General features: G+C 47.8%; 28 protein-coding genes, 4 tRNA genes and 1 pseudogene. 14 read left to right on the top strand and 19 right to left on the bottom strand.

Annotated elements, in window-relative coordinates; all coding sequences use genetic code 11:
* Nucleotides 1-54 precede the first annotated feature (54 nt).
* The 5 genes and pseudogenes from HMPREF3022_RS00405 to HMPREF3022_RS11160 form a co-directional block, all read left to right on the top strand.
* Nucleotides 55-130 (top strand) — tRNA-Gly (locus HMPREF3022_RS00405).
* Between the two features lie 36 nt (nt 131-166).
* Nucleotides 167-240: transfer RNA gene (locus HMPREF3022_RS00400), tRNA-Cys, on the top strand.
* Between the two features lie 10 nt (nt 241-250).
* A tRNA-Cys gene (locus HMPREF3022_RS11670) sits at nt 251-328 on the top strand.
* Nucleotides 329-349: 21 nt separating this feature from the next.
* Nucleotides 350-439: transfer RNA gene (locus HMPREF3022_RS00395), tRNA-Leu, on the top strand.
* A gap of 147 nt (nt 440-586) precedes the next feature.
* Nucleotides 587-881, top strand: a pseudogene (locus HMPREF3022_RS11160) (transposase); the annotation flags it as partial.
* A gap of 232 nt (nt 882-1,113) precedes the next feature.
* Here the strand turns inward: HMPREF3022_RS11160 and rfaD are convergent.
* The 12 genes from rfaD to lpxK form a co-directional block, all read right to left on the bottom strand.
* The gene (gene rfaD, locus HMPREF3022_RS00390) at nt 1,114-2,118 is read right to left on the bottom strand and encodes an ADP-glyceromanno-heptose 6-epimerase (protein ID WP_049333286.1); all 1,005 of its coding nucleotides are present in this window, start codon (nt 2,116-2,118) and stop codon (nt 1,114-1,116) included.
* A gap of 139 nt (nt 2,119-2,257) precedes the next feature.
* On the bottom strand, nt 2,258-3,220 hold the full coding sequence (gene rfaE1, locus HMPREF3022_RS00385) for a D-glycero-beta-D-manno-heptose-7-phosphate kinase (protein WP_049333295.1): 963 nt from the start codon (nt 3,218-3,220) through the stop codon (nt 2,258-2,260).
* Nucleotides 3,221-3,324: 104 nt separating this feature from the next.
* On the bottom strand, nt 3,325-3,717 hold the full coding sequence (locus HMPREF3022_RS00380; RefSeq protein ID WP_049333284.1) for an immunity protein Imm33 domain-containing protein: 393 nt from the start codon (nt 3,715-3,717) through the stop codon (nt 3,325-3,327).
* 94 nt (nt 3,718-3,811) lie between these two features.
* A complete protein-coding gene (pyrF, locus tag HMPREF3022_RS00375) occupies nt 3,812-4,543 on the bottom strand; it encodes an orotidine-5'-phosphate decarboxylase (RefSeq protein ID WP_070764949.1) in 732 nt (243 codons plus the stop codon).
* A 102-nt stretch (nt 4,544-4,645) separates the two neighbouring features.
* On the bottom strand, nt 4,646-5,017 hold the full coding sequence (locus HMPREF3022_RS00370; protein ID WP_223169050.1) for a helix-turn-helix domain-containing protein: 372 nt from the start codon (nt 5,015-5,017) through the stop codon (nt 4,646-4,648).
* A 189-nt stretch (nt 5,018-5,206) separates the two neighbouring features.
* Nucleotides 5,207-5,854 (bottom strand): adenylate kinase, encoded by a 648-nt coding sequence (gene adk, locus HMPREF3022_RS00365; RefSeq protein ID WP_070764948.1) that lies wholly within the window; start codon nt 5,852-5,854, stop codon nt 5,207-5,209.
* A 72-nt stretch (nt 5,855-5,926) separates the two neighbouring features.
* Nucleotides 5,927-6,445, bottom strand: coding sequence for a 3-deoxy-manno-octulosonate cytidylyltransferase (locus tag HMPREF3022_RS00360; protein WP_070764947.1), 519 nt, complete (start codon nt 6,443-6,445; stop codon nt 5,927-5,929).
* 11 nt (nt 6,446-6,456) lie between these two features.
* Complete coding sequence (gene kdsB / locus HMPREF3022_RS00355) at nt 6,457-7,218, bottom strand: 3-deoxy-manno-octulosonate cytidylyltransferase (RefSeq protein ID WP_070764946.1); 762 nt, start codon at nt 7,216-7,218, stop codon at nt 6,457-6,459.
* On the bottom strand, nt 7,215-7,397 hold the full coding sequence (locus HMPREF3022_RS00350; RefSeq protein WP_002221286.1) for a Trm112 family protein: 183 nt from the start codon (nt 7,395-7,397) through the stop codon (nt 7,215-7,217). Before HMPREF3022_RS00350 ends, kdsB begins: the two co-directional genes overlap by 4 nt.
* 94 nt (nt 7,398-7,491) lie before the next feature.
* Complete coding sequence (locus HMPREF3022_RS00345) at nt 7,492-8,067, bottom strand: DUF2059 domain-containing protein (RefSeq protein ID WP_070764945.1); 576 nt, start codon at nt 8,065-8,067, stop codon at nt 7,492-7,494.
* A gap of 49 nt (nt 8,068-8,116) precedes the next feature.
* Nucleotides 8,117-8,782 (bottom strand): DUF2059 domain-containing protein, encoded by a 666-nt coding sequence (locus tag HMPREF3022_RS00340; RefSeq protein ID WP_070764944.1) that lies wholly within the window; start codon nt 8,780-8,782, stop codon nt 8,117-8,119.
* Between the two features lie 64 nt (nt 8,783-8,846).
* The gene (gene lpxK, locus HMPREF3022_RS00335) at nt 8,847-9,857 is read right to left on the bottom strand and encodes a tetraacyldisaccharide 4'-kinase (protein WP_070764943.1); all 1,011 of its coding nucleotides are present in this window, start codon (nt 9,855-9,857) and stop codon (nt 8,847-8,849) included.
* A gap of 181 nt (nt 9,858-10,038) precedes the next feature.
* On the opposite strand from lpxK, the gene xseA reads away from it, so the two are divergent.
* From xseA to HMPREF3022_RS00320, 3 genes are all read left to right on the top strand, one after another.
* Entirely contained in the window at nt 10,039-11,388 is a 1,350-nt protein-coding gene (gene xseA, locus HMPREF3022_RS00330; protein ID WP_049333269.1) for an exodeoxyribonuclease VII large subunit, read from the top strand.
* Between the two features lie 123 nt (nt 11,389-11,511).
* Nucleotides 11,512-12,291 carry a CDP-diacylglycerol--serine O-phosphatidyltransferase gene (gene pssA, locus HMPREF3022_RS00325; protein WP_049333267.1) on the top strand — a complete coding sequence of 260 codons (780 nt, stop codon included), beginning with the start codon at nt 11,512-11,514 and terminating at the stop codon, nt 12,289-12,291.
* 1 nt (nt 12,292) lies between these two features.
* Nucleotides 12,293-13,102: a sulfite exporter TauE/SafE family protein gene (locus HMPREF3022_RS00320; RefSeq protein ID WP_049333264.1), complete on the top strand. Its 810-nt coding sequence runs from the start codon at nt 12,293-12,295 to the stop codon at nt 13,100-13,102.
* Between the two features lie 86 nt (nt 13,103-13,188).
* On the opposite strand, the gene HMPREF3022_RS00315 is transcribed toward HMPREF3022_RS00320, so the two are convergent.
* The 6 genes from HMPREF3022_RS00315 to HMPREF3022_RS00290 all read right to left on the bottom strand — a co-directional run bounded on the left by HMPREF3022_RS00315 (nt 13,189) and on the right by HMPREF3022_RS00290 (nt 18,539).
* A complete protein-coding gene (locus HMPREF3022_RS00315) occupies nt 13,189-13,869 on the bottom strand; it encodes a sulfite exporter TauE/SafE family protein (RefSeq protein ID WP_049333263.1) in 681 nt (226 codons plus the stop codon).
* Nucleotides 13,870-13,979: 110 nt separating this feature from the next.
* Complete coding sequence (locus HMPREF3022_RS00310; RefSeq protein ID WP_049333261.1) at nt 13,980-15,020, bottom strand: ABC transporter permease; 1,041 nt, start codon at nt 15,018-15,020, stop codon at nt 13,980-13,982.
* A gap of 36 nt (nt 15,021-15,056) precedes the next feature.
* Nucleotides 15,057-16,112: an ABC transporter permease subunit gene (locus HMPREF3022_RS00305; RefSeq protein WP_049333258.1), complete on the bottom strand. Its 1,056-nt coding sequence runs from the start codon at nt 16,110-16,112 to the stop codon at nt 15,057-15,059.
* 98 nt (nt 16,113-16,210) lie between these two features.
* Nucleotides 16,211-17,140, bottom strand: coding sequence for a CobW family GTP-binding protein (locus HMPREF3022_RS00300; protein WP_003682934.1), 930 nt, complete (start codon nt 17,138-17,140; stop codon nt 16,211-16,213).
* The gene (locus tag HMPREF3022_RS00295) at nt 17,128-17,601 is read right to left on the bottom strand and encodes a Fur family transcriptional regulator (protein ID WP_003746077.1); all 474 of its coding nucleotides are present in this window, start codon (nt 17,599-17,601) and stop codon (nt 17,128-17,130) included. Before HMPREF3022_RS00295 ends, HMPREF3022_RS00300 begins: the two co-directional genes overlap by 13 nt.
* A gap of 113 nt (nt 17,602-17,714) precedes the next feature.
* A complete protein-coding gene (locus HMPREF3022_RS00290; RefSeq protein WP_070607715.1) occupies nt 17,715-18,539 on the bottom strand; it encodes an SDR family oxidoreductase in 825 nt (274 codons plus the stop codon).
* A 132-nt stretch (nt 18,540-18,671) separates the two neighbouring features.
* Between HMPREF3022_RS00290 and HMPREF3022_RS00285 the strand changes: the two genes are divergently transcribed.
* From HMPREF3022_RS00285 to HMPREF3022_RS00275, 3 genes are all read left to right on the top strand, one after another.
* On the top strand, nt 18,672-19,133 hold the full coding sequence (locus HMPREF3022_RS00285; RefSeq protein WP_070764942.1) for a c-type cytochrome: 462 nt from the start codon (nt 18,672-18,674) through the stop codon (nt 19,131-19,133).
* Between the two features lie 385 nt (nt 19,134-19,518).
* The gene (locus HMPREF3022_RS00280; protein ID WP_070764941.1) at nt 19,519-22,281 is read left to right on the top strand and encodes a TonB-dependent receptor domain-containing protein; all 2,763 of its coding nucleotides are present in this window, start codon (nt 19,519-19,521) and stop codon (nt 22,279-22,281) included.
* A 141-nt stretch (nt 22,282-22,422) separates the two neighbouring features.
* A complete protein-coding gene (locus HMPREF3022_RS00275) occupies nt 22,423-23,688 on the top strand; it encodes a histidine-type phosphatase (RefSeq protein WP_070764940.1) in 1,266 nt (421 codons plus the stop codon).
* A 179-nt stretch (nt 23,689-23,867) separates the two neighbouring features.
* Here HMPREF3022_RS00275 and HMPREF3022_RS00270 read toward each other — a convergent pair whose 3' ends face one another.
* Complete coding sequence (locus HMPREF3022_RS00270) at nt 23,868-25,064, bottom strand: acetate kinase (protein ID WP_070764939.1); 1,197 nt, start codon at nt 25,062-25,064, stop codon at nt 23,868-23,870.
* Between the two features lie 234 nt (nt 25,065-25,298).
* Here HMPREF3022_RS00270 and HMPREF3022_RS00265 point away from each other — a divergent pair, with 234 nt between their 5' ends.
* The 3 genes from HMPREF3022_RS00265 to HMPREF3022_RS00255 form a co-directional block, all read left to right on the top strand.
* Nucleotides 25,299-25,604 carry an HLGFF motif protein gene (locus tag HMPREF3022_RS00265; RefSeq protein WP_070764938.1) on the top strand — a complete coding sequence of 102 codons (306 nt, stop codon included), beginning with the start codon at nt 25,299-25,301 and terminating at the stop codon, nt 25,602-25,604.
* The gene (gene ccoS / locus HMPREF3022_RS00260; RefSeq protein ID WP_049333240.1) at nt 25,604-25,792 is read left to right on the top strand and encodes a cbb3-type cytochrome oxidase assembly protein CcoS; all 189 of its coding nucleotides are present in this window, start codon (nt 25,604-25,606) and stop codon (nt 25,790-25,792) included. Before HMPREF3022_RS00265 ends, ccoS begins: the two co-directional genes overlap by 1 nt.
* The coding region (locus HMPREF3022_RS00255; protein ID WP_141756474.1) for an MFS transporter at nt 25,789-26,524 on the top strand (736 nt) is incomplete at its 3' end. The genes ccoS and HMPREF3022_RS00255, both read left to right, overlap by 4 nt.

Below are 26,524 nucleotides of genomic sequence, written 5' to 3'. Positions count from 1 at the left end.
AGGTCGCGAGTTCGAGACTCGTTTCCCGCTCCATTAAATCATGCATCCGAATACGCGGGAATAGCTCAGTTGGTAGAGCGCAACCTTGCCAAGGTTGAGGTCGCGAGTTCGAGACTCGTTTCCCGCTCCAGTTTCAATACTACAAACACTCCAAAGTAGTTTATTTGGCGAGATAGCAAAGTGGTTATGCAGCGGATTGCAAATCCGTCTACGCCGGTTCGATTCCGACTCTCGCCTCCATCTATTTCATGGCGGGGGGGCAGAGTGTTTATGCTATAAGGGGTGCAACCCTTATATAGGCCGGTTCAAATCCGCGCCCCCGCCTCCAATCTCTCAATTTATTGTCTACGCCCGGGTGGTGAAATAGGTAGACACAACGGACTTAAAATCCGTCGGCCCTAAACCGGCCGTGCCGGTTCGATTCCGGCTCCGGGCACCAATAAACATTTGAATTTATTGAAAAACTTAATATTCCAAATTTCTAATTGACAGCTTATTTGTAAGGCTGTCTTTTTTTGTTTGTGCCTTATTTGTGTCTAACTTGCGCCATTTGTGTCAAATGTGACAAGCTCGTGCAAAGGTCTCAGGCTATGACAGCGAGGAAGACCGGTAGCATCTGGTAATCATCGTTTGCTGGACGGCATTATGCGCAAAGCCCACCATAACCGTCCGCTGATGGAAGCTAAACCAAACGTAACCGAAATCTATCGAAGACCCGTTATGTGGCCGAACAAAGCTTCGGTACGCTGCACCGTAAGTCCCGCTACACTCGAGCAGCCTATTTCGGTCTGATTAAAGTGAGTGCACAAAGCCATCTGAAGGCAATGTGTTTAAACCTGTTGAAAGCGGCAAACAGGCTAAGTGCGCCTGTTGTTACCTAAAAGGCGGCCCGGATGCCTGATTATCGGGTATCCGGGGAGAATAAAGAGGGAGGGGGGGGGTTGAGTAGAATCAGTGGATACTTGGAACGAAAACAGCCGAAAATCTATGTTTGGATTTCGGCTGCTGGAAGGAAAAGGAATTTTGCAAAGGTCTCATTTTAAAATTTCCCAAAATGATAAGGCCGTCTGAAAATCCTTTTTCAGACGGCCTTATCATTCAAATTAGAAGGACTTAAACCACTTTCTCCAACATCCATTTAACGTAACGGCTGACGCCTTGTTTTACATCCAAGAATTCTTCTTTATACCCGGCTTCGCGCAGCTTGGTAATGTCCGCTTGAGTAAAGCTCTGATATTTGCCTTTGAGTGCATCTGGGAATGGGATATAACGGATAAGTTCTTCTTCAACCAGCTCTTTCAAACTCATTTCAGGCTTACCTTCGGCCGCACGGCAGGCGTTGACGGTGGCGGCGGCAAGTTCGTTAAACTGTTGGCTGCGGCCTGTACCGAGGTTAAAGATACCTGAAAGCTCAGGATGATCGAAGAAGTAAAGGTTAACTTTGGCAACGTCTTCTACGCTGACAAAATCGCGGGTTTGTTCGCCGTTGCCGTAGCCGTCATTGGCGCCAAACAGATTAACATAACCATGCTCGCGGTATTGGTGGAAATGATGGAAGGCGACGGATGCCATACGGCCTTTGTGTTGCTCCTGCTGTCCATATACGTTGAAGTAGCGGAAGCCGACGACTTGGGCAGTCAGGCCTTCTTTCATGCGGCGGCGCAATACTTGGTCAAACAAGAATTTAGAGTAGCCGTACACATTGAGTGGTTTTTCCAGTTCGCGCTCTTCGCGGAAGATCTCGCCTTTGCCGTACACAGCGGCGCTAGAAGCATAAAGGAACGGAATGCGTTCATCCTGACACCAGTCCAAGAGATCAAGTGTGTACTGGTAGTTGTTGTCCATCATGTAAAGGCCGTCATGATTCATTGTATCGGAACATGCACCTTGATGGAAAACGGCTTCGATATCGTCGTAAGGCAGAAGATGGCCGCGCACTTGACGGATAAATTCGTGTTTATCGAGATAATGGGCAATTTCACACTCGGCAAGGTTTTTAAATTTTTCGCCTTTGCTCAAATTATCGACGGCAACAATGTCGGTAATACCGCGTTGGTTAAGTGCTTTGACGATGTTGCTGCCGATAAAGCCGGCCGCGCCTGTTACAATAATGGTCATAATGAATTTCCTTTATTTTGATTTTTCAGACGGCCTTGAAGAAATTATGCCGTCTGAAAATAAAAACTTGTCTGTCTGGATTGTTTTCCAACTGTATTTTCAGACGGCCTTTAGGTTTTAAGGCCGTCTGAAACAGCAATTACTGCTCTTCCAATGCCTTGGTCAATTCGGCAAACGAGCAAACCGCCGTACCAAGTTTCGCCACGACAACACCTGCCGCAGTATTGGCAAGGTGCATGGCTTCAGGCATGGTATAACCAGCGGCCAAACCCAAGCCCACTCCGGCAATAACGGTATCGCCCGCACCGGATACATCATAGACTTCTTGGGCCCGTGTAGGCTGATAAATCGGCTCGCCCTCATTGAACAGGGTCATACCCTCTTCGCTTCGGGTCAGCAAAATCGCGGTCAAATCAAGATGACGGCGCAGATTTTGGGCTTTTTCGGTCAAATCGTTTTCGTTTTTCCAACTGCCCACTACTTCTTTCAATTCTGCACGGTTAGGCGTAATCAGCGTAGCGCCGGCATATTTTTCGTAATCATCGCCTTTGGGGTCGATTAAAACGGGTTTACCGGCCTGTTTCGCCCAATCGATCATATCGGAAATATGCGACAAACCGCCCTTGCCGTAATCTGAAAAAATAATGGCATCGTATTCAGGCAACACTTCTCGATATTGATGCTTGATTTGTTCCAACACCTCACGATGAGGCGACTCTTCAAAATCAAGTCGGATAAGCTGCTGGTTGCGAGCAACAACGCGCAGTTTGACAGTAGTCGCAATCTGCTTGTCGCGCATCAGATAGGAAGAAACACCGTCTTGCGCCATCAATGCATCCAGTGCATCTGCAGCCTCATCATCGCCGGTCACGGACAACAGCCCTACTTTGCCGCCCAATGAAGCGATATTGCGCGCAACGTTTGCCGCCCCACCCGCGCGTTGGTCGATACGGGAAATTTTCGCCACCGGCACAGGGGCCTCAGGAGAAATACGGGACACATCGCCAAACCAATAGCGATCGAGCATCACATCACCGACAACAAGGACTTTGGCTTGTGCAAAACGAGATTTGAGGGTTTCTTGTTGGAACTTGGTGGGCATTTTATGCACTCCAAAATAAGTTGTTTTATATGTGTGAAAACTTCAATATATTCTCAGCACTTATCTGACAGATTTACTGATTAAAAATAAAATCTGACTTTTCATTATTCTTCAAAGTCGAAAGGAGACCAATCGGCAACAGGAGAAAAACAATCCTCTCCTTCTTTTTTCTCAAAAACACTACCAATATCCATCCAAAACAGCTCCCCAACATCTGCTTGATAATGAGTAAGCCGCGTTAAACTATGGAAAGAGAAATTTTCAGGATTATTCGTGTATTCATTATCTTCTGTTCCGGAAAATACTCGCCATCCGCTGTCAAATGGTAAATTTCCTTGATACTCCCGATACATGAATCTAATAGGAAGCCCTTCTTTGACAATTTTATGCGATACGATTGCATACCATCCAACAGGTGCATCCGTTACAAGCAAATCATCTTCTGGAAATGCATCAAGATCAAAAATATTACTCACATCTGGACTACATTGAGACATCGGATAAATTCCTTTCCAAGCTGAAATTTTCTGGCTATTTATCTACCGTATCAAAGTGAGGTAGTTTCTTTGAACAACATCAAAATTGTTATACTTAAGCATTCGCCACGCGGTTCACTTCGCGCAATACGGCTACCGGATCGGCAGCTTTGGTTACCGGACGGCCCATTACCAGATAAGTCGAGCCTGCCGCCAATGCTTCGGCCGGTGTCATGATGCGGCGTTGATCGTCATTATTACCGGCAACGTCCAAGCGGATACCCGGTGTAACCAAGACGAAATCTTGTCCCAATTCGTGGCGCAATGGTGCGGCTTCTTGAGCAGAACATACCACGCCGTCCAAGCCTGAGCTTTGCGCCAGTTTCGCCAAGCGGATGACTTGTTCTTCAGGGGCGATGTTCAAACCGATTTCTGCCAAGTCGCTTTGTTCCATGCTGGTCAACACGGTTACACCAATCAAAAGCGGCTTGGTGTGATATCCGGCAACGGCTTCTACGGCGGCTTCCATCATGCGGCGGCCACCCGATGCGTGCATATCGACCATCCAAACGCCCATCTCGGCGGCAACTTTACATGCCTGCGCAACAGTATGGGGAATATCGTGGTATTTCAAATCAAGGAAAAGTTTGAAACCTTGATTGATTAAGCTTTCTGTCAAACTGCGACCGGTCGCGGTAAACAGCTCTTTGCCGATTTTGATTTGACACAATGTCGGGTCAAGATTACGGACAAATCCGAGTGTGTCTTTTTCGTTGGCAAAATCAAGGGCGACGATAACGGGAGTACGTTGTTGCTGGGTTTGGAAGTCGGAGATTAAGGGATTCATAAGATGCCTGCGGATAAACGGTTATAGCTTCGATTTTAACAGCTTTTGTACACGAAAGGCCGTCTGAAAGTATTTTTTCAGACGGCCTCATCACAACATACCTTAATTATTCTTATATAAATCTAAAATTTTTACAGAAAATTCATCATCGCTGAAAAAAAAGGCTGGTGGAACTTCCAATACTTCAGCAATTTTCTGCAAAGTATTCAAATCAGGCTGATGATTTCCTTTCTCATAACGATTAATACGCGTACTTGCCACAAACTCATCTAATCCTATCGCCAGTCCCAGCTTCTCCTGCGTCAAATTTTTTGCTTTTCTTGCTTCCTTAAATCGCCTTGTAAAAACTTCTTGTAAATTCATAACTTCTATCCTAAAAATCAAAGTTACGAATTTCGTATATTTCTCTTGATTATTTACTACGAATAACGTAGTATTTAGACTATCAATTAAAACAACTGGGATAACTATCATGCTTACATTTCTTCTATGCCTCGCCGTACTTCCATTTGCAATAGGTGGCTTACTTTTCTTATTAAAACTAATAATATTGGCTATTATTGCCATTAACTCAAATAACAGAGATTATTAACTTTTATTAACAGCAAAAGGCCGTCTGAAAGTATTTTTTCAGACGGCCTCATGATTTTACTTCGGCAAAACTTATTTGCCCAAACCTTTCAGTACTTCGGCTTTCACGGCTTCTACTGGCTGGGTACCGTCGACTTTGATGTATTTCGGCGCGTGTTCGCCTTCCAGTTTGCTGTAGAAATCAACCAAAACTTCGGTTTGCTCGTGGTAAACGGCAAGGCGTTTTTTCACGGTTTCTTCTTTGTCGTCGTCGCGTTGAATCAAATCTTCGCCGGTTACGTCGTCTTTGCCTTCGACTTTAGGCGGATTGTAGGTAACGTGGTAAGTACGGCCGGAAGCCAAATGCACGCGGCGGCCGCTCATGCGGTCGACAATCACGCTGTCGGGTACATCGATTTCAACAACCGCGTCCAAATCCACGCCTGCCTTAACCATCGCTTCGGCTTGTGCCAATGTGCGTGGGAAACCGTCAAACAGGAAACCATTTTTGCAGTCGTCTTGGGCGATGCGTTCTTTCACCATGCCGATGATGATGTCGTCGCGCACCAAACCGCCTTCATCAATAATTTTCTTTGCTTCCAAACCCAGCGGGGTGCCTGCTTTGATGGCCGCGCGGAGCATGTCGCCGGTAGAGATTTGAGGAATGCCGAATGCGGCGGTGATGAATTGGGCCTGTGTGCCTTTGCCTGCGCCGGGTGCGCCCAACAATAATACTTTCATGATGAGTCCTTCTTGGTTTATGGATTTGATGTTTGTTTAATTCTACACGCCTTGCGTTTATCGTTCAAAACTTCAGACGGCCTGCTCTGCGCCAAAGTGCTGCCACGCATCATCGCGCATTTCGATAAACCAGCTGTCTTCGGGGAAGCGTTCCAACGCGTCTTTCAACGTGGAAAGTAGATTTTGGGACAAGGCTTTTGCCAAATATTCTTCCTCGTTGGCTTCTGCCGCTTTGTCCGGCTGTTGCGCCAAACCGAGGGCGCGTGTCCGATGACCGTGTGCCAGATAGTTGAGCGCAATCACTTTTTGCGCCCAAAGCTGGGGAATGTCAGGGCTTTCCTGCAACAATACTGATAAAATCGATACGGCGACCACCAACCGTCCGCCGGTCATGCGCAAATCTAAAGACTGATTGGGCGGCAGGGTGCTGAGCATTTCTGCCATGCGAAACCAAAATTCGCCGCTGGCCTCGTCGGGCGCGGCCACTTTCAACATTTCGTAGTTGAACTCTTGATCATCGTCTTTAACCAGCAAAGCGACATCGGCAAGCAGTTTTTGTTCGTCACGGCTCAAATGGCGTAAATCATTCATGTTTTTTCCTTTCAGACGGCCTCGAACACAGCCCTTACCCTATCCAAATCTTCCTGTGTATCTACGCCGGCGGCCGGCGCTTCTCGGGCAATTTCAACGGCAATCGGATAGCCGTGCCACAAGACGCGCAATTGTTCCAGCGATTCAATGGTTTCCAAAGGAGAAACTTCCATTTCGGAATAGCGTTGCAGGAAGCCTGCACGGTAGGCATAAATGCCGATATGGCGTAAAACGGCTGTTTCTGAAGGCAATTCGCGTTTTTCGGCGCGCATGGCGTCGCGCGGGTAAGGAATCGGAGCGCGGCTGAAATAGATGGCGTTGCGGTTTTTGTCGAGGACGGCTTTAACGACGTTGGGATTCATAAACTCGTCAAAATCGTGCAATTCATGGGCGGCCGTCGCCATTTGCACATTGTTTTCAACCAAAACTTCAGCCGTACGGTTGATGAGTTCGGGATCGATTAAAGGCTCGTCGCCTTGTACGTTCACGACAATCAGATGCTGCGGCAGTTTCAGCGTATTGGCCGCTTCGGCAAGGCGCGTTGTACCGCTTTCGTGTTGATTGGAAGTCATGACCACTTCGACACCGTGCGCCTGACAGGCCGTCTGAATATCGGGATGGTCGGTGGCAACGACAACACGCGCAGCCTCACTTTTCGCTGCTTGTTCGGCAACACGTACAACCATCGGTTTACCGTGAATATCAGCCAAAGCCTTGCCCGGCAGACGTGAAGAATCCAACCGCGCCGGAATCAATACGACAAATTCGGTCATGCTTTCAGTTCCTCTTCGCTCAACGCTCGTGCTTCATTTTCCAGCATATAAGGGATGCCGTCTTTAATCGGATAAGCCAGCTTCGCCTGACGGCTCCACAATTCCTGTTTGTCCTGATGATATTCCAGCCTGCCTTTGGTAACGGGGCAGACGAGGATGTCTAAGAATTTTTTTTCCATGGGGTTTCTTTCGGGTTTGATGGTTTTAGCGAAACTCGCTTCGCTCGTTTTGGCGAAACTTGCTTCGCTCGTTTTCAGACGACCTCAAGCGGCATTATTTTTTCCGTGCCGGTTTGTTAGGCTGTTTGGCGCAGGCTTGGGCAGGATTTTTGCCTTCGCACATGATTTGGCGGATTTCACGTCTCAGGTTTGCGCTTTGGTTGGATTGGGTGTATTTGCCGGCAAGGATGTCCATCATCGGCTTCACCGTTGCCTCAAGATAGCGCGGCGTTTTGTCCATTATCGATTGACCTACCGCCGTGCTGTAAAAGCCAATCAATGCGTTGACTTCTTCTTGCGTATAAACCGTCTTCATGCCGTCTAAAGTCGCTTTACGCAATTGGGCGCGCACTTGCGGCGTGTTGATTTCGGCAATCGATTGGTTTGCATACTTTTTCAAGACTGCTTCCAACTGCGGACGTTTGTCTTCCGGCGCATCTTTCAAAAATTTCTGTACATTCGGATCGGAAAGCACAATGCCTTCCATGCTTTGGAAAGACTGTTCCAACAAGGCATCCATCTTCTGCACTTCAAACAGACGCTCCAGCGACGCGTCGCTGGGTGTAGCGGCAAATGCGTTGGCACACAATGCCAGCGCGGCGAAGGGCAATAATAAGGTTTTCAGCTTCATCTTTTTCTACCTTTCAACAAAAAATAAATATTTTCAGATAGTCGGAAAATTATTTGGCACACTTCGGCAAATGTTGGTTTCCTTTGCATAAAATACCATGTGTTTGCTCCTCAAAAGCAGGCGTATATTTATCGCTTGCATTGAGGTAGTTTTGACTCATGTTTTTTTGGATAATCTCATCACTCAGCTTATCGAAATGCTTGACTTTTTCGAGCGCAGACTTACCGGCACCATGCCCAAATGCTTCAGCCATCTTTTCTATATCCGATTGGCTCAACATATCCTCAAGATTTCCACCATGCTGTTGTAAATTTCTTATCTTTTTCAAAATATTTTTTCCCTGAGACGAAGAGAAAAAACGGTTGGTTACATCGACTTCTTCTTGTGTAAATACTTTCTGTACGGCACGCTTTTCTTCATCCAACCATTGTTTTTTCAACTCAGGGCGGCTCAAATCGTCTTGCATGTTTTTCATATAACGGCTGATGACTGCCTTCATCTGCGCTTTTTGCGCTTTGGGCGTCATCGCTAACAAGCGCTCATTGTCCTCTTTATTCACCATCTCCAAAGAACGTTGCACTTTCTCGCTATAATTATTGCTTATTCCTTGAATCTCCAACCATTTCATTGCAGATTCATCACTTGGTTTAGCAGCCAGGCTTTGGGTGGATACAAATAAAGCTGCGCAAGCGACCAACAAATATTTTAACTTCATGATTTACTCCTATCGCGTAGTTTGAAGATCATCTTTAAAACATCTGTGAAACATCTATAAGCATTTAGATTAAAACATTCGCGGATACAAACGCCGCCAAGTCCGGCTCAATTATCGCATAAACAGGCAAGACCCACACATGATTCAGGCCGTGGCCGTCTGAAAATTTGACCGCATCCTTTTCCGTCATAATCACCACATCTGCGTCCGGCAAATCCGCCGCCGTAATATCAGCGTGATCAGGCAAGGCAATGGTTTGTTTTAAAGCAATATTCATGCTTTGCAACGTATTGAAAAAACGCTCCGGCTTAGCGATACCGGCAACAGCGGCGACAGTTTGATTTCCCAAACCCGCCAAATTCAATTTTTCAGACGGCCTGTTCAAACGGTAAATCCGCCCTGTTTCAATATGGCTGGCAAACATATTTTCAGACGGCCTGAATGTCACATCTGCTTGCCCACCGCTGACGACGACTGCATCAACGGAAGCTAATCGTGACAAAGGTTCGCGCAAACTGCCGTTGGGCAGTAAATCCAAATCCGTCCGACCAGTATCCGCCGCCGGGAATACGGCAATTTCCATATCGCGTTGCAAGGCATAATGTTGCAAGCCGTCGTCGGCCACAATCAATTCAAGCTCCGGATGCGCCGCAAGCAATGCCCTGCCTGCTTCTGCACGGCTGCTGCCTACCGCCGTCGGCGCACCGGTTTGGCGAAACAGCAATAAAGGCTCATCGCCTGCATCTGCCGCGCTGCTGGCTGTATTCAATACATGAACCGCCTTACTCTTGCGCCCGTAACCTCGGCTGATGATGCCGACCTTAACGCCCTTTTCCCGCAAACCCAACACCAGCGCGGCGACTATCGGCGTTTTCCCTGTTCCGCCTGCATGGATATTACCGACCACCACCACTGGCACAGGCAATTTTTCGCTTTTCAGACGGCCTGAAACAAAATCATCGCGCCGTTTCGCCGCAATTTTGGCAAACAGCTTGGACAATGGTTTTAACAGCAAAGACAAAAACGGATTAGGGGATTGCCAATGGCGCTCGATAATTTGGTGGAGTTTGGGCATACGCACGGCTTTTGAAGCGAAAATCAAACGATAATATAACACAAGCCCGCCCAGACAAGGCCGTCTGAACATGCGGCTTTGATAATATTAAAACAAAGGGCGCAAGTTTCATAAAAACGAATACAACGAATCGCTCTAAAACCCTTATAATTCAACTTTCCTAAATTTTTCCTGTTTCGCAATGTCCGAACTTTTCGCGCCCTCCTCCATTTCCGTATCCGAACTCAACGCTCTTGCCAAAGCCTTGCTGGAAGACCATCTCGCAGGTTTGTGGATTGCCGGTGAAGTATCCAACCTGACCCGCGCCGCCAGCGGACATTATTACTTCTCGCTTAAAGACAGCCGCGCGCAGGTGCGTTGCGCGATGTTCAAAGGTGCGGCGGCGCGTTTAGCGAAGCCTTTGAAAGAAGGCGACCATATCGAAGTATCAGGGAAAATCAGCATTTACGAGGCGCGGGGCGAATTTCAGATTACCGTAAACGAGGTGCGGCTCAAAGGTTTGGGGCAGCTTTACGAAGCCTATGAACGATTGAAGGCACAGTTGCAGGCAGAAGGCGCGTTTTCAGCGGAACGCAAAAAACTGTTACCTGCCCGTCCGCAATGTATCGGCATCGTCACCAGCCTGGCGGCGGCGGCTTTGCGCGATGTTGTAACCACCTTAAACCGCCGCGCGCCCGAAATCCCCGTTATCGTTTATCCGACGCCCGTTCAAGGCACAGGCAGCGAGTTGCAAATTGCCCAAGCGATTAAAACCGCTTCGCAACGCGCCGAGTGTGACGTATTGATTGTCTGTCGCGGCGGCGGCAGCATTGAAGACTTGTGGGCGTTTAACGAAGAACCGGTCGTACGCGCCATTGAAGCCTGCGCGATTCCGGTCGTCAGCGGCGTAGGACACGAAACCGATTTCACGCTCGCCGACTTTGTTGCCGACGTGCGCGCACCGACACCGACCGGCGCGGCAGAACTGGTCAGCCCCAACCGCCAAGAATCGTTACACCGCCTCGCCCAAGCGCAAGGCCGTCTGAAAACTGTTTTGGAACAACGCTATTTCGATGCCAGCCAAAAACTCGACTGGTTGGCGCGGCAAATCCGTCATCCGCGCCAAAAACTTGACGATCAGCGCGCTTCAATCAGCAAGCTGGCGCAAATGCTGTCTTACTCGATGACACAAAATCTCCGCGCCCACACCGCCCGTTTTGAACGCCAAACCCAAACTCTGAAACATTGCCGTCCTGATGTTTCCGTTTACAAAAACAATATCGACCGCTTTCAGACGACCTTGTCGCATTCCTTCCGCCAACTGCTTACCCACCGCCGTCAAAGCCTGACCGCCCAAGCTGCATTGCTCGAAGCCGTATCGCCGCAGCATATTCTGGAGCGCGGTTTCTCTGTCGTCAAAAACACACGCGGACAAGTCATCCGCAATGCCGATACGTTGAAACAAGGGCAGAAACTGCACATCACTTTTGCCGACGGCGAAACCGACGTACGCGTGACCAAAGAGCAGGCACAGGGCGAGTTGTTTGACTGACGCAATAAAGGCCGTCTGAAACTTTATGCAATTGAAGTGAAACTATGTTTGCCTATTAAAAATCCTTAACCTGCCAATGCGGTATAATGCCTCATCTGCACACGCAGCATATACGGAAACATTATGGACAACTCACAAAATACAGAAAATCCGATTCCTCCACGCAACTCCATCCGCAAAAACAGCATTTACCTGCTGCCCAATTCCTTTACCATCGCCGCACTGTTTTGCGCGTTCTTCGCCATTACCCAGTCCATGCACGGACGTTATGAAACGGCAGCGATTGCAGTTTTCCTTTCCATGCTGCTCGACGGCATGGACGGACGCGTAGCGCGGCTGACCAACAGCCAAAGCGCGTTCGGCGAACAGCTCGACAGCCTCGCCGATATGGTCAGTTTCGGCGTCGCGCCTGCCCTGATTGCCTACAAATGGCAACTTTGGCAGTTTGGCAAAATCGGCTATTCCGTCGCCTTTATCTACTGCGCCTGCGCCGCCCTGCGTTTGGCACTGTTCAACACACTTATCGGCAAAGTCGATAAACGTTGGTTTATCGGCGTTCCAAGCCCGACCGCCGCTGCGTTGATTGTCGGCCTGATTTGGGTCAACCACAGCGTCGAGCGTTTCCCCAACGTGCATTGGTGGGCATTGGGTATCACCCTGTTTGCCGGCATTTCCATGATTGTGCAGATTCCGTTTTGGAGCTTCAAAGAAATCAATATCCGCCGCCAAGTGCCGTTTATGGGCATGGTGTTAGCCGTATTGATTCTGCTTTTGATCAATTGGGAGCCTTCGCTCGTCCTCTTCCTATTTTTCCTCGGTTACAGCCTGTCCGGTTATGTGATGGCAATCATCCGTTGGTTTAAAAAACGCCATAAAACTCACAAACACGACAAGGCCGTCTGAAATGTGGTCTTGGGACATCATCCTTGCCCTGCTCGCCGTCGGTAGCGCGGCGGGCTTTATTGCCGGACTGTTCGGCGTAGGCGGTGGCACGCTGATTGTCCCCGTTGTCTTATGGACATTGCAATTGCAAGGCATAGGCGGCCACCCCTATGCCCAGCATCTTGCCATCGGCACTTCCTTTGCCGTAATGGTGTTTACCACCTTCTCCAGTATGTACGCCCAATATAAAAAGCACGCCATCGATTGGGCAACCGTCCGCCGAATGACGCCGGGCATGATACTTGGCGTACTCCTCGGCGCAGCAACCGCAAAATATATGCCGACGCTGGCTTTACAGGTTTTCTTTATTGCATTTCTTGCCTTTATCGCACTCAAAACCCTACGCGATTCCAAACCCAAACCTTCACGCACCCTGCCTACCCTCCCCGGTCTGACAGCCGTCGGCACGCTTTTTGGAGCGGCTTCGAGCTGGGTCGGTATCGGCGGCGGTTCACTATCCGTTCCATTTTTGCTGTATTGCAACTTTCCGGCGCACCGCGCCATCGGCACATCTTCAGGTCTGGCATGGCCGATTGCGATTGCCGGCACCATCGGCTATTTTGCCAACGGTTTGCATATTGCCAACCTGCCTGAAGGCGCAGCAGGCTTTATCTATCTTCCGGCCGTGGCCATATTGAGCGTTGCCACCATCCTCTTTGCTCCGCTCGGCGTAAAAACGGCGCACAAGCTGCCCGCCCGAAAACTCAAAATCGCCTTCGGCATTATGTTGCTGCTGATTGCCGCCAAGATGGCTTGGAATTTGATACATTAAATCTTTCTTGTGAAAAAGGCCGTCTGAAAATCTTTCAGACGGCCTTTTTGATTGCAAAACAACAAACTAAATAAAACCTTTTTACCTTACCCGATTTGCCCCATCGCAAATACAGCCAAGCGCCATATCGCCCATCCTGCCACCAACAGTCCGGCACACAAACGAACCATGCGTTTTTGCAGAAAGGTTTTCAACTGCGCTGCAAATATGCCCATCGCAAGCAGGTTCGGCAATGTCCCTAATGCAAACGCCAGCATATACAGCCCGCCGTGCAAAGCATTGCCGCTGCCCAAAGCATACAAAGACGCGCTGTACACCAAACCGCAAGGCAGCCAGCCCCAAAGCACGCCCACGCCGAAACAGGCAGGCACCGATTTAATCGGCAACAATTTGTTCAGCAACGGATTCAGGCGTTTCCATATCGGTTTACCGATGCCTTCGATTTTGGTTGCAGCAGTCGAAATCCCGGCAAGATACAGACCGAGCAACAACAGCAAGACATTGGCGGCAATATACAAAGCGTTTTGAACCACGCGCGTATCGTCCAAGGAAATGCCGACCTGTCCGACCAAACCGACCAACAGGCCAATGATGACATAGCTGCTGATGCGCCCCAAGTTCAACAATACAATCAGCCCGATTCGGTTTAAATGTGGCGGCAGCTGTAAAGCAAATGCGCTGCTCAATCCGCCGCACATGCCTACACAATGCGTTCCGCCAAAAAAGCCGAGCAGAAAAAGAGTAAGAAATGTGATTTCTTGATTCATGGTTTTTAATGATTCAAACGAATGGATGAGGCCGTCTGAAACTTTTCAGACGGCCTTGAGAATGAAGGATGGGCTCTGCCGCCTACCCTCTTCACGCTTTAGAAAAGCAATTAACTGCGTGCGCGTACGTCAAATGCCTGACGCAAACCTTCGCCGATCATGACCAGCAAAAGCAGCATTACCGTCAGCGTAGCAACGGCAGACAGACCGATCCACCACGCGTCCAAGTTGTCTTTGCCTTGCGCCAGCAACTCGCCCAAGCTTGCCTGTGAGGCAGGTACGCCCAAGCCCAAGAAGTCCAAACTGGTCAGGGCAAGTACGGCACCGGAAATACGGAAAGGCAGGAAAGCCAATACCGGCGTCAAGCTGTTGGGCAGGATATGGCGCCACATGATTTCACGGTTGCCCACACCCATCGCGCGCGCTGCTAAAACGTAATCGGTCTGACGGTTTTTCAAAAACTCGGCGCGAACATAGTCGGACAAGCCCATCCAGCCGAAAAGCGACAGCAACACCAGCAAAATCAGCAGTCCCGGATTAAAGAACGAAGACAGGATAATCAAGAGGTACAGCTCCGGCATACCTCCCCAAACCTCGATAAAACGCTGCATCAGAAGGTCAGTTTTGCCGCCGAAATAACCCTGCACCGCGCCTGCAACCACGCCGATTACGGTAGTCACCACAGTCAACACCAAGGCAAACAGCAGTGAATCGCGGAAACCGTAAACCAAGCGCGCCAACAGGTCGCGGCCGCGGTCGTCCGTTCCCAAGATATGCCGTTCGGACGGTTTGGCCGGATCGGGTGCCGTATCAAAATCGTTTAAGGTATCGGCATCGTAAGGATTGGGCAGGTAAAGGGCAAAATTGCCGTCTGAAGTGATGTTATGGCGGATAAGCGGATCCAAATAATCCGCAGGCGTATCGAAATCGCCGCCAAATGCGGTTTCGTTGTATTCGTTTACCAAGGGGAAGAAATACTCGCCCTGATAGCGTATCCACAAAGGTTTGTCGTTGCTCCACAAAGGCGCAAGCAAAGTGACGACAAACAAAACGGCCAAAATCCGCAAAGCCAACCAACCGCGCTTATGCTGCTTAAAGGCTTGCCAAGTAGGGTTTGAAGTAGATTTTTTCTTTTTCATGGTTCGAAACATTCTTTAATAATGGGTTGAAGATATTTTCAGACGGCCTTATTTCTGTCCGCCAAAGTGAATACGCGGATCGACCCATGAATAAGAAATATCCGACACCAATTTAGCCAACAACCCCATCAGCGTGAACACATACAGCGTACCCATTACGACAGGATAATCGCGTTTCATCACGGCCTCGTAAGACAACAAACCCAAACCATCCAGCGAGAACAGTGTTTCAATCAACAGGCTGCCGGTAAAGAATGCGCCGATAAATGCGGCCGGAAAACCGGTAATCAGAGGAATCATGGCGTTACGGAAAATATGTTTCCACAAAATCTGTTTCTCAGGCAAGCCCTTGGCTCGAGCGGTATAAACATATTGACGGCGGATTTCTTCAAGGAACACGTTTTTCGTCAATACGGTCATCACCGCCAAGTTGCCTGCCACCGAAGCGGTAATCGGCAAGGCCATATGCCATAAATAATCTTTGACTTTACCTGCCCAAGAGAGCGTATCGAAATCATCGCCCACCAAGCCGCCCTGCGGGAACCAGGCAAAAAAGCTGCCGCCGCCAAACAACACCAGCAACACCAAACCCAAGACAAACGGCGGTACGGTATAGCCGACTAAAATGATCATACCCGTAATCGTATCGAATCGGCTGCCATCCCTGACCGCCTTGGCAATACCCAACGGAATACATATCAAATAAGTTAGGAAGAATGTCCACAAACCTAAACTCATCGATACCGGCATTTTCTCTTTTACCAGCTCAAATACGGTTTGGTGGTGGAAAAAGCTCTCGCCCAAATCGAAACGGGCAAATTTCCATACCATATCCACAAAACGCGTCACAGGCGGCTTGTCGAAACCGTACAAAGCATTCAGCGCGGCCAAATCTTCCGCACTGATACGGTTGCCGTTTTTGGCCAGAGTTCCGGGCATACTGTGTCCCGCCGTCTCACCGCCAACCGCACCCTGAGTCAGCTGCTGAACCATCTGCTCCACCGGGCCGCCGGGAACAAACTGAATCACGGCGAAGGTAATCGCCAAAATCCCCAACAACGTGGGAATCAAAAGGAGCAAACGTTGAAAGATATAACGCCACATGGTTAAGTGTTCCTCTATTTTTTTGATTTGAAGGCCGTCTGAAACCGCTGACTTCAGACGGCATATAGTAACGGATTAATAAGCGTTTGGCCGATGATTTACTTCTCCAAGGCCTCCTGCAGTTTCTTCTCAATCAAATCCGCGTCAAACGATTTGGCAATCAGCTCAAAGCGCGAGTCACGGCGCCATGAAACTTGGTTTGCGCCCCATTGACCGTCCACCCAGTTCAGCCATACCCATGTACCGAGCACTTGGAACACGCCTTTGGCACGAACGAGGCCGTCTGTAAATTTAGGCAGGTCGTTGAAGAAATCGGTCAGCTTTTCGCCGTCGAAATCACGTCCGGCAGGGAAAGTGAAACCTTGGGACTGGAAGCCCATGGTGTTGTCTGGCAGGGCTTTGAGACGGTAGCGCGATTTTTCGACAACGGGAATATCAAGCCACTGGATGTCGAGTTGCGCATTTTGGACTTCAACCACTTTGGCTTTGGGCGGGAACAGCTTGGCCGCTTTATCATGAAATTCGGCCAGTTGCTCCGGCGTGCACAAGTCGGTTTTGCTGGCAACCAATACGTCGCAAATGCCGATTTGGTCTTTATACAAGGCTTGTTGAGCGTAATCGGGATTGATGAATTGACGCGGATCGACAACGGTAAAGACTGCACCGATTTCTAACATACTGTCGAGCGGTTTGGCTTTCAGTTCGTCGATAACGCTGGCGGCGTGCGCCAGGCCGCTGGCTTCAATCATCAAGCGGTCGGGTTGGGCATCGCGCAGCATCTTTTGTACGGTCGTACCCATTTGTGCGCCGGCAGTACAGCACAAACAGCCGCCGGCGATTTCAGCTACGGGAATGCCGTTGTCGCTCAAGACGGCGCCGTCAATGCCGATTTCGCCAAATTCGTTGACAATGATGACCCATTTTTCATTCGGGTCTTTTTGTGCCATCAGACTTTTGAGGGCGGTGGTTTTGCCTGTTCCGAGGAAGCCTGAAATCAGGTGGACTTTAGTCTTTTTTACTTCTGACATTTTTTACAAATTCCTGTTAAAACAACATGTTCTTCTTTTAATGAGAAACCGGTTTCGGCCACGCCTGCACGCAATGCCGCCCATTCTTGGCTCAAGGTCTGCTCATCCGCCGTACCGCATTCGGTGCAAACCAAAATAAACGCGCTGTGGTGCGCCTCTGTTTCTTCGTGGTCGTGGCAATGATCGTTGCACTCGTGCTGCGCGTGGCTGCACAAAATATAGCCGTTGACCGCCGCCACTTTGTGCAAAACGCCCTGCTCCGCCCAAAAATCAAGGGCGCGGTAGGCCGTCGGCGGTGCAACCACGCCCTCGCTTTGCTGCTGCATCTGCGACAGAACGTTGTAGGCTTTAATCACGCCGCTTTGTTTCAAAACAATATCAAGCACTTGCTCGCGCAATGCGGTTACCTGCACGCCATCGCGCTGCGCTTGTTCTAAGATTTTTTGTTTGATTGCGTTCATAACTGAAACAGCCTTTCAGACGGCCTTGTTAATAAAAAATTACATTATAACGTGTTTGTTCAATTTCAGATAACAAAGAGGCCGTCTGAAACGTTCAGACGGCCTGATGCCGATTACTTAAACCAAGATTTAATTTTCCCAAACAAAGACATGCTTTGTTTTTCAAACGTTTCTTCCTTCACCGGAGCAGGCTCATCGCGGTAAACTTTCATGCCTGCAAAGGTCTGGGCAACCGGCATGATTTCGATGGAATTGACGTTCATCCGCGCCGGACGCTGATAGAGCCATAAAGCGGTATCGGCAATATCTTGCGGCTGGATAAACTCGACATTCTCATAAACCTCGGCCGCACGCTGATCATCGCCTTTGAAACGGACATTGGAAAACTCGGTATCACCGCACAAACCCGGTTCGATATTAGTAATGCGGATGTTTTTATCCGCCAATTCGGCTCGCAGGTTCATACTGAATTGGCGCACAAAAGCCTTGGTCGCGCCATAGACATTACTGCCTGAATAAGCATAACTACCGGCAATCGAACCCAAATTGATAATGTAGCCCTGTTTGCGCGCTACCATTTGCGGCAAAATCTGGCGGGTCAGAAAAGTCAGGCCGATGATATTGGTTTGAATCATGGTTTCCCAATCACCAAAATCGGCTTTATCGGCAGTATCCAAACCCAAAGCCAAACCGGCGTTGTTGATCAGGCAATCGATTTCGGACAAATGCTCAGGCAGGCTGTTCAAAGCGTTTTGAATCGACTCCGTGCGCGAAACATCCATTTCCAAAGGGTAAAACTGCTCGCCCAATTCCTCTGCCAACTGCTGCAATTTGTCTTCGCGCCGTGCCGCGCCGATGACATGATAGCCTGCCGCAACAAAAGTACGGCACATTGCCGCGCCGAATCCTGCCGATGCTCCGGTAATCAAAATTGCCATATCGTTTCCTTTCTATACTCGTTTCAGACTTGGGTTTAAGGTATGATAACGCCTTATCAAACGGCCTGAGTGTTTGGCCGACTGATTTTAAATTTAACGATAATCATATCATTACAATAGGACACACTCCATATGAAAACCCGTTTTCTCCCTGTTGCTTTGGTAACAGTGGCGCTTACCCTTTCCGCCTGTGGCGGCAGCGGTGCGCCTTCCCAGCCTAAAGGCCCGATTTCCGAAGACCGTACGGCCGCGTTCAAATCCATGATGCCCGAGTTTACCCGCATGGGCAAAATGGTCAAAGACGAAGAGCCTTACGACGTAGAAAAATTCAAACAAGCCGCCGCAACCTTCGCCGAAAACAGCAAAAAACCGTTCACCTTGTTTGAATCCGACCCTCAAGGCAACGGCCGCGCCCTGCCTGCCATCTGGACAGACACGGCAACTTTCAAAGCCGAAGAAGAAAAATTTGCCGCTGCAGTTGAGAAACTCAACGCCGCCGCACAAACCGGCAAATTGGAAGAAATCAAAGCCGCTTACGGCGAAACCGGTGCAAGCTGTAAATCCTGCCACGACACATTCCGCGGTCCGGAATAAGGCTTAAAACAATAAAGGCCGTCTGAAATATCATTTTCAGACGGCCTTTTCTTCAACTGACTTCAAACCTTTCTATATTAACTTTATATTTTGCATTTCATGTTTTTTACCGGTTTCATTTGAAACCAACGGCCCAGTTCACATATCGCAATCAAATTTTCTTATTCCGGCTATTTAAATTCAATTAAATCTCCCTTCTTCTCGACCAACCCAATTCAAATTCAGACCTACTTTATCTTTTCAGCCGGATTCATCATATGCGCTTGGATTATCTTATAAAACAAAATTTTACTTTATTTTTTAACAAATAAAAACCATTATCAAAATATTTGTAAAGTTTAATAATATGTTATACAGTAGCAACTTCGTTTCTGAGGTAACTATCATGAATCCGAATTTCAAATTAAATCTACTAACATTATCTTTACTGGCTATAACCAGTATCGCACACGCAGAAGAAGAGGTTTCAACTCAAGAGCTTGATGAAATTCAAGTCAAAGGCAAACACATTGCCAAAGAGAAAAAAGTTTTTACCGAAGGCCAAGCCAAAAGTTCGCGTGAACGCGTTTATCAATCCAGCGAAAACATCGATACCATCGTTCGGAGCATGCCCGGCGTTTTCACCCAACAAGACAAGGGATCGGGGGTATTAGCAGTCAATATCCGTGGCGATAGCGGTTTGGGACGTGTCAATACGATGGTTGACGGCGTCACCCAAACCTTCTATTCCACTTCTGCCGATGCCGGACGCAGCGGCAGCTCCTCGCAATTCGGTACGGCACTGGATCCCAATTTTATTGCCGGCGTCGATGTAACAAAAGGCAGTTTCTCGGGTGCCAACGGCATCAATACCTTATCCGGTACAGCCAATTTCCGTACTTTACGGGTGGACGATGTGGTACACGGAAACAATACCTTCGGCCTCTTGACCAAAGGATTGACCGGCACAAACAGCACCAAAAGCAACTTTATGGCAACCGGAGCAGTACAAAAATGGTTTGACAGTGGCGCACGCCTTGGTGCGTTATATGGTTACAGCCACCGTAATGTCGAGCAAAACTATAAAGTAGGCGGCGGCGGTCAGCGTATCGGCAATTTTGGCGAGGAATATTTGGACCGTAAAAAACAAGAATATTTTGAGAGCAACTTATTGAAATTCGACCACGAACAAAATCTCTGGGTTCGTGACTTTTCCAAGCGCAATGCGGTCGGCAAAAGCTATTGGGACTATCCTTTCTCCAAAAAATATAACGATCCCGAAGTTTTGCAAAGAGATTATGTCGATGACTTGGAAAGAAGCTGGAAAGAGAATTTGGCACCGCAATGGGATCTGACACCTATCGACCCGACCAGCCTGCAACAACGCTCAAACAGCCATTTGGTCAAAGTGGAATACGAAAACGACAACAACAAGCTGGATCTTCAGCTTCGTACCATGAACAACCGTATCGGCAGCCGCAAAGTAGAAAACCGCAACTACCAAGCCAATTACAACTTAAACATTGGCGATTATGTCGATTTAAACGTGTTGGCCGCCCATAATTTGGGAAAACAAAAATATCCGAAAAACTCACGTTTTTCAGGATGGGGGCTGCTTGATTATTTGGAAACCAAAAACACAGCCAATCTTTTGGATATCAACAACAGCTTTTCTTTCAAACTTCCCCAAAAAACAGATTTAAAAGCTACTGTCGGTTTCAATTTCTTTAAAAACCAATACAGTAAAAACCGCTTTCCGGAAGAGCTGAGCCTTTTTTACGACGGCCCCGATCAAGATGCCGGCCTGTACAGCTTTTTAGGCCGCTTCAAAGGCGACAAAGGAATATTTCCTCAAAAATCAACCATATTACAACCTTCCGGCCAGCAAAAATTCAATACGTTCTATTTTGATACTTCCTTGAAAAAAGGCATTTATCAATTGAATTACAGCGCCAATATGGTCAACTACCGCTACAAGGGCGAATATACCGACTACTTCAATACCCAAGAAGACTTTAAAAAAGCATTTGGAGAAGATTCTGAAATTTATAAACAGCATTGCACGCCAAGCTGCGACCTTTACGAACCGGTTTATACCAAATCCGGTAAAAAGCATGCGGTAAACCATTCGGTGGCATTAAACATCAATGTCAACGACTACTTTATGCCGTTTATCAGCTATTCGCGTACGCATAGAATGCCGAATATTCAAGAAATGTATTTTTCACAAATCGGCGACTCAGGCGTCAATACCGCCCTTAAGCCGGAACAGGCCAATACTTACCAAATAGGCTTCAATACCTTCAAAAAAGGGATTTTCAAGCCGGACGATGTATTGGGTTTCAAACTGGTCGCTTACCGCAGCAAGATAAACAACTATATTCACAATGTTTATGGCAAATGGTGGGATTTGGATAAAGCACCCAGCTGGGTAACCAGTACCGGCCTGCAATACTCTATCCAACATCGAAACTATGCCAAACCTGTCCATAAAAATGGTTTGGAAGTGGAAATGAACTATGATTTCGGCCGCTTTTTTACCACCCTGTCTTACGCATATCAAAGAACCAACCAGCCGACCAATTATAGCGATGCCAGCGAATCGCCCCGCAACTCTTCTAAAGAAGACCAAATTAAACAGGGCTACGGCTTAAGCAAAATTTCACGCTTACCCCGAGATTATGGTCGGTTTGAATTAGGATCCCGATGGTTGGGCAACAAATTGACCATCGGCGGCATTATGCGCTATTACGGCAAAAGTACACGGGCGACGACTGAGGAGGAATTTGTTGACGGTACAACCGGTGCTAATACCTACTCTTCACATCAAATGGGCAGAAGGGTGATCAAAAAAACAGAAAGCATCAACAGACAGCCGATGATTTTTGATTTCTATGCCAATTATGAACCGAAGAAAAACCTTATCCTTCGTTTTGACATTCAAAATGCGTTCAATAAACGCTATGTCGATCCTTTGGATGCCGCAAATGATGCCGCAACCCAGCGCTATTTCAGCGTATTTGAAAGAAAAGGCGGTTTAGATGATGAGGAAGTCGAATGCGATGCCAACGGTTTATGCAATGGCAAATATGGCGGTACGACACGCTCCGTTTTGAACAACTACGCACGAGGCAGGACTTTGCTGTTTACCATCAGTTATAAGTTCTAAACCTATCTATCAGTATCTTAATATTGCACTGATTAAGCGGTAGTCAATATTGTTGCAGTATTTATGGTGTTAGTTTACGGCACCAAATATGCCTTGAATTTTTATAGCTCAATTTCAACATTAAATGATTAGGTATCGAATATGAAAAAAATAACCCTAAAATTCACCGCACTTTTGCTTGGCTCAGCTTTAGCAAGTAGTGCGTTTGCAACAGAAAATGGTCAAACTTCCTCAAGTTCTGATTATGAATTAGAGAAAGTATTGATTTTCAGCCGACACGGATTGCGTTCACCAGTGGAAAAAGATCCGCAAGAAATGGCGAAATATTCCCCGTATGCGTGGGCAAAATGGGATGTGCCATCTGGTTATCTCACGGCAAAAGGGACAGTGCTAGAAACCTATTTCAGTCAATATTTAGGACAATGGCTTGCGGATAAAGGATTATTAACGACAGATCGTTGTGCATCGGGTGAAGGGATTTTCGCTTATGCGAATGGAGTGCAACGCACCATTGCAACAGGTCAGGCCATTGTGGCGGGAGCTTTTGCAGGCTGTAATGTTCAACTGCAACATCACGGTGAAATTGGTTCAGAAAAAGATCCAATTTTTAACACGCAGGCGCACAATCCAAGCCAAGCTTTGATTGAATCTGCAAAAAATAACGTTGATTTAACCGCTTTACAGCAAAAATTAGCGCCAAATTATGCGCTATTGAGTGAAATCATCGATTATAAAAATTCACCAAACTGCTTGCAAAAAGGCGAATGTGATTTAGGTGGAAAAGTCGGTGAATACAGTATCAAAGACGGCAAGTCGGTCAAGATTACGGGTTCTATCAGCACCGGGAAGAAAATTGTCAGTGCATTATTGCTCGCACATTATGTGGGTAAGCCTGATTCTGAAATTGCAAACGGTCGTGTGGATAGCCAAGAAAAATGGCGCGCAATTAACGAAATTAAAAACGAATATTACCGCACTTTATTTAAAAACAATGAAGCGTTAGCACAAAATGCATCATATCCGTTATTGGCATTTATTCAGCAGCAGCTAAATAGCGAAAATAAAATTAACTTATTGGTTGGACACGATTCTAATATCGTCGCTCTGCTGGCTGCATTAGGTGTTGAGCCTTATGAATTAGATGGTTCATTGGAAAATATCCCAATCGGTGGCAAGCTGCTATTTGAAGTATGGAAGCACAAACCAAGTGGTAAGCTCAAATTTAAGTTGGATTATGTGTATCAATCTACCGAACAGCTGATTAACACCACGCCATTAAGTTTAGCGACACCACCAAACCAAACAGCTTTAACGCTCAAAGGCTGTGAAAAAGATGAAAAGGGCTTTTGTGATTACGAGCGTTTTCAACAGGTGTTGAGTGAGGGTATTAAGAACGGTAAGAAATAGCATTCATGCAACCCTATGAAAAATACTTAAAAGAGAATTCGCAGAAACTGCGAGTGGATCAAACGGAAAAGCCGGCAAATGTAATGTTTACCGGCTTTTCTCAATATATTCTCAAAATTTTCTTCATCTATACACAATAAAAAACCTGCCCTTGCGGGCAGGTTTTCAATAATGACGGATTACAGGCCGCTCAGACGGGCAGTATCGTGTGCAATCATCAATTCTTCGTTGGTAGGAATCACAACGGCAACAGCTTTGCTGTCGGCAGTGGTAATCACACCAGCATTACCGAAGCGGGCTTTCAGGTTAGCTTCTTGGTCGATGTACAGACCGAGGAAGCCCAAGTAGCCCAATACGCGTTCGCGGATGATGTCGGAGTTTTCACCGATACCGCCGGTAAAGACCAATGCGTCCAAACCGCCTGCCGCTACTGTCATGCTGCCAATGTATTTAGCTAAGCGGTAGATGAACATTTCCAAAGCCAGTTTGGCGCCTGGATGACCTTTGGCAGCTTCTTCTTCGATGGTGCGGCAGTCGTTAGACAAACCTGAAATACCGAGCAGACCTGATTTCTTGTTCAGCATTTCGGTGATTTGGGCGATGGTCATGTTGGCATTTTCAGCCAAGAAGCTGAAAACTGAAGGGTCGATATCGCCGCTGCGGGTACCCATGACCAAACCTTCCAGCGGAGTCAGACCCATGCTGGTATCGCGTGATTCGCCGTTGGCGACGGCGGTAATAGATGCGCCGTTACCCAAGTGGGCAATCACCATGCGCAGGTCTTTTTTGTCTTTACCGAGGAAACGGGCGGTTTCATCAGAAACGTAGCGGTAGCTGGTACCGTGCGCGCCGTAGCGACGCAAGCCGTATTTTTCATACAATTCATGTGGAACAGCGTAGGTGTAGGCATGTTCCGGCATGGTTTGGTGGAAAGCGGTGTCGAATACGACAACGTTAGGCAAACCTTTGAAAATGCTTTGTGCGGCACGCAGACCCAAGAGGTGCGCAGGGTTGTGCAGCGGAGCGAGCGGAATACATTTTTCGATGCCGGCGATAACTTCGTCATCAACGAGGATGGATTCGCTGTACAACTCGCCGCCGCTGACGACACGGTGGCCGATGGCGCCGATACGGCTGTCGAGATCATGCGCTTTCAGTTCTTCCATCAGGGCTTCAACGGCACCGGTATGGTCAGGTTTGGCAGAAAGATCGACTTTGCGTTTTTCACCGTTGAATTTAAAGGTAATGTAGGCATCAGGCAGATTGAGTTTTTCTGCCAAGCAGCTCAACAATACTTCGCCGCTGTCGTTATCCAATACGGCACCTTTGAGGGAAGAGCTGCCGCAGTTCAAAACCAAGATTAATTTTTGTGTCATTTTATGCTCCTTGAGGTTTCAGACGGCATTTTTGTCGGGACCTGACTGCGGCTCCGGCTATGTTGCACCCCTTGTGGGACGTAGTGGGTAGCGGTCTGAACAGATTAACAAAGTAAACGCCGTATTCTAACAAAAAATGTAATCGGCTGCTTGACTTAATATTTGATGTAAAATGGACGGAATTTTATTTTAGGCCGTCTGAAAAAATGACGGCGGTTTTGAAGATTTCCCGATATGCATTATTTCAGTATCCACACTCAAGACGGCGAACATGCCGGATTTTTTATTATGTTAACAGATGATGAATCGCAAAATCCGCCGCAAAGCGGACGCTTCGCAATCAAGCTGCAAAGCGAAGACGCAGCCGAAGCAGCGGTATTGTCGCCTTTTGAGCAAACCGATATCCCACAATACTGGCGCGTGGTTAAAGACCGTATCGAATTGTTTTTTGACGATAAAAATATCGGTGCGTTGCGCAACGAATATCTGACCATCAACGGTAAAACCTTTATCCTGACCGATTTGACCGGAGCGATGTAATGGAAAGTATGTTTATCCTTGTCCCCATCAGCATTATTTTGGCCTTTATCATCGGCTGGTTTTTCTGGTGGTCGGGTAAAAACGGACAGTTTGACGACCTTGAAGGACCTGCGCACCGCATTTTGATGGACGATGACTCCACTGAAAAACTGATCGAAAAAGACGAAGACAAAGAATCCAAACGATGAGCCTTAAAAAAGACAATCTGAATTTCCACACGACCCGCCGTTTCGCGCCGCTCTTTGGGACGCAGTTTTTGGGCGCGTTGAACGATAATATGTTCAAAACCACATTATTCGTGATGATCAGTTTTTACGGTTTGGGTAAAAACGACTTTCTGCCACCCAGCCAAATGCTGAACTTGGGTGCGATGCTGTTTATCCTGCCCTACTTCCTGTTTTCCGCGCTGTCAGGACAGCTGAGCAACAAATTTGATAAAGCCGTTTTGGCACGCTGGATCAAGCTGTTGGAAATCATCATCATGGCAGTGGCGGCGTATGGCTTCTACATCCAATCCGCGCCTTTGCTTTTAATCTGCCTGTTTTGCATGGGTACGCAATCGACCTTGTTCGGCCCTCTGAAATATGCCATTTTGCCCGATTACCTCAACGACAAAGAGCTGATTATGGGCAACAGCCTGATTGAATCGGGTACGTTTATCGCCATTTTGCTCGGCCAAATTTTGGGCACCGCAGTCGCAGGCGTTCCGCCGTATATTGTTGGCGGTTTGGTGTTATTGGTCGCTATCGGCGGCACGATGACCAGCCTGTTTATGCCGTCTGTACCCGCTAAAATACCGGACACAAAAATCGAATGGAACATCATCAAAGGCACGAATTCACTGATTCGTGAAGCAGCGGCCAATCGTCCCGTATTCACGTCCATCATCGGTATTTCATGGTTTTGGTTTATCGGCTCGG

This window comes from Neisseria sp. HMSC065C04 (assembly GCF_001815375.1).
Lineage (GTDB): Bacteria > Pseudomonadota > Gammaproteobacteria > Burkholderiales > Neisseriaceae > Neisseria > Neisseria flavescens_D.
Note: the sequence above shows the minus strand (reverse complement) of the source record. Positions and strands in the feature narration are given on the sequence as shown.

What these genes read in the sequence shown, in the direction of transcription:
- HMPREF3022_RS00350 (WP_002221286.1), bottom strand. Translation starts at nt 7,397, where the DNA reads ATGGAAAAAAAATTCTTAGACATCCTCGTCTGCCCCGTTACCAAAGGC.
- HMPREF3022_RS00320 (WP_049333264.1), top strand. Translation starts at nt 12,293, where the DNA reads ATGTGGTCTTGGGACATCATCCTTGCCCTGCTCGCCGTCGGTAGCGCG.
- HMPREF3022_RS00305 (WP_049333258.1), bottom strand. Translation starts at nt 16,112, where the DNA reads ATGTGGCGTTATATCTTTCAACGTTTGCTCCTTTTGATTCCCACGTTG.
- HMPREF3022_RS00345 (WP_070764945.1), bottom strand. Translation starts at nt 8,067, where the DNA reads ATGAAGCTGAAAACCTTATTATTGCCCTTCGCCGCGCTGGCATTGTGT.
- HMPREF3022_RS00315 (WP_049333263.1), bottom strand. Translation starts at nt 13,869, where the DNA reads ATGAATCAAGAAATCACATTTCTTACTCTTTTTCTGCTCGGCTTTTTT.
- HMPREF3022_RS00310 (WP_049333261.1), bottom strand. Translation starts at nt 15,020, where the DNA reads ATGTTTCGAACCATGAAAAAGAAAAAATCTACTTCAAACCCTACTTGG.
- lpxK (WP_070764943.1), bottom strand. Translation starts at nt 9,857, where the DNA reads ATGCCCAAACTCCACCAAATTATCGAGCGCCATTGGCAATCCCCTAAT.
- HMPREF3022_RS00295 (WP_003746077.1), bottom strand. Translation starts at nt 17,601, where the DNA reads ATGAACGCAATCAAACAAAAAATCTTAGAACAAGCGCAGCGCGATGGC.
- HMPREF3022_RS00370 (WP_223169050.1), bottom strand. Translation starts at nt 5,017, where the DNA reads ATGATAGTTATCCCAGTTGTTTTAATTGATAGTCTAAATACTACGTTA.
- pssA (WP_049333267.1), top strand. Translation starts at nt 11,512, where the DNA reads ATGGACAACTCACAAAATACAGAAAATCCGATTCCTCCACGCAACTCC.
- pyrF (WP_070764949.1), bottom strand. Translation starts at nt 4,543, where the DNA reads ATGAATCCCTTAATCTCCGACTTCCAAACCCAGCAACAACGTACTCCC.
- HMPREF3022_RS00360 (WP_070764947.1), bottom strand. Translation starts at nt 6,445, where the DNA reads ATGAATGATTTACGCCATTTGAGCCGTGACGAACAAAAACTGCTTGCC.
- rfaD (WP_049333286.1), bottom strand. Translation starts at nt 2,118, where the DNA reads ATGACCATTATTGTAACAGGCGCGGCCGGCTTTATCGGCAGCAACATC.
- xseA (WP_049333269.1), top strand. Translation starts at nt 10,039, where the DNA reads ATGTCCGAACTTTTCGCGCCCTCCTCCATTTCCGTATCCGAACTCAAC.
- rfaE1 (WP_049333295.1), bottom strand. Translation starts at nt 3,220, where the DNA reads ATGCCCACCAAGTTCCAACAAGAAACCCTCAAATCTCGTTTTGCACAA.
- HMPREF3022_RS00380 (WP_049333284.1), bottom strand. Translation starts at nt 3,717, where the DNA reads ATGTCTCAATGTAGTCCAGATGTGAGTAATATTTTTGATCTTGATGCA.
- HMPREF3022_RS00275 (WP_070764940.1), top strand. Translation starts at nt 22,423, where the DNA reads ATGAAAAAAATAACCCTAAAATTCACCGCACTTTTGCTTGGCTCAGCT.
- adk (WP_070764948.1), bottom strand. Translation starts at nt 5,854, where the DNA reads ATGAAAGTATTATTGTTGGGCGCACCCGGCGCAGGCAAAGGCACACAG.
- HMPREF3022_RS00270 (WP_070764939.1), bottom strand. Translation starts at nt 25,064, where the DNA reads ATGACACAAAAATTAATCTTGGTTTTGAACTGCGGCAGCTCTTCCCTC.
- HMPREF3022_RS00300 (WP_003682934.1), bottom strand. Translation starts at nt 17,140, where the DNA reads ATGTCAGAAGTAAAAAAGACTAAAGTCCACCTGATTTCAGGCTTCCTC.
- HMPREF3022_RS00265 (WP_070764938.1), top strand. Translation starts at nt 25,299, where the DNA reads ATGCATTATTTCAGTATCCACACTCAAGACGGCGAACATGCCGGATTT.
- HMPREF3022_RS00285 (WP_070764942.1), top strand. Translation starts at nt 18,672, where the DNA reads ATGAAAACCCGTTTTCTCCCTGTTGCTTTGGTAACAGTGGCGCTTACC.
- ccoS (WP_049333240.1), top strand. Translation starts at nt 25,604, where the DNA reads ATGGAAAGTATGTTTATCCTTGTCCCCATCAGCATTATTTTGGCCTTT.
- HMPREF3022_RS00280 (WP_070764941.1), top strand. Translation starts at nt 19,519, where the DNA reads ATGAATCCGAATTTCAAATTAAATCTACTAACATTATCTTTACTGGCT.
- kdsB (WP_070764946.1), bottom strand. Translation starts at nt 7,218, where the DNA reads ATGACCGAATTTGTCGTATTGATTCCGGCGCGGTTGGATTCTTCACGT.
- HMPREF3022_RS00340 (WP_070764944.1), bottom strand. Translation starts at nt 8,782, where the DNA reads ATGAAGTTAAAATATTTGTTGGTCGCTTGCGCAGCTTTATTTGTATCC.
- HMPREF3022_RS00290 (WP_070607715.1), bottom strand. Translation starts at nt 18,539, where the DNA reads ATGGCAATTTTGATTACCGGAGCATCGGCAGGATTCGGCGCGGCAATG.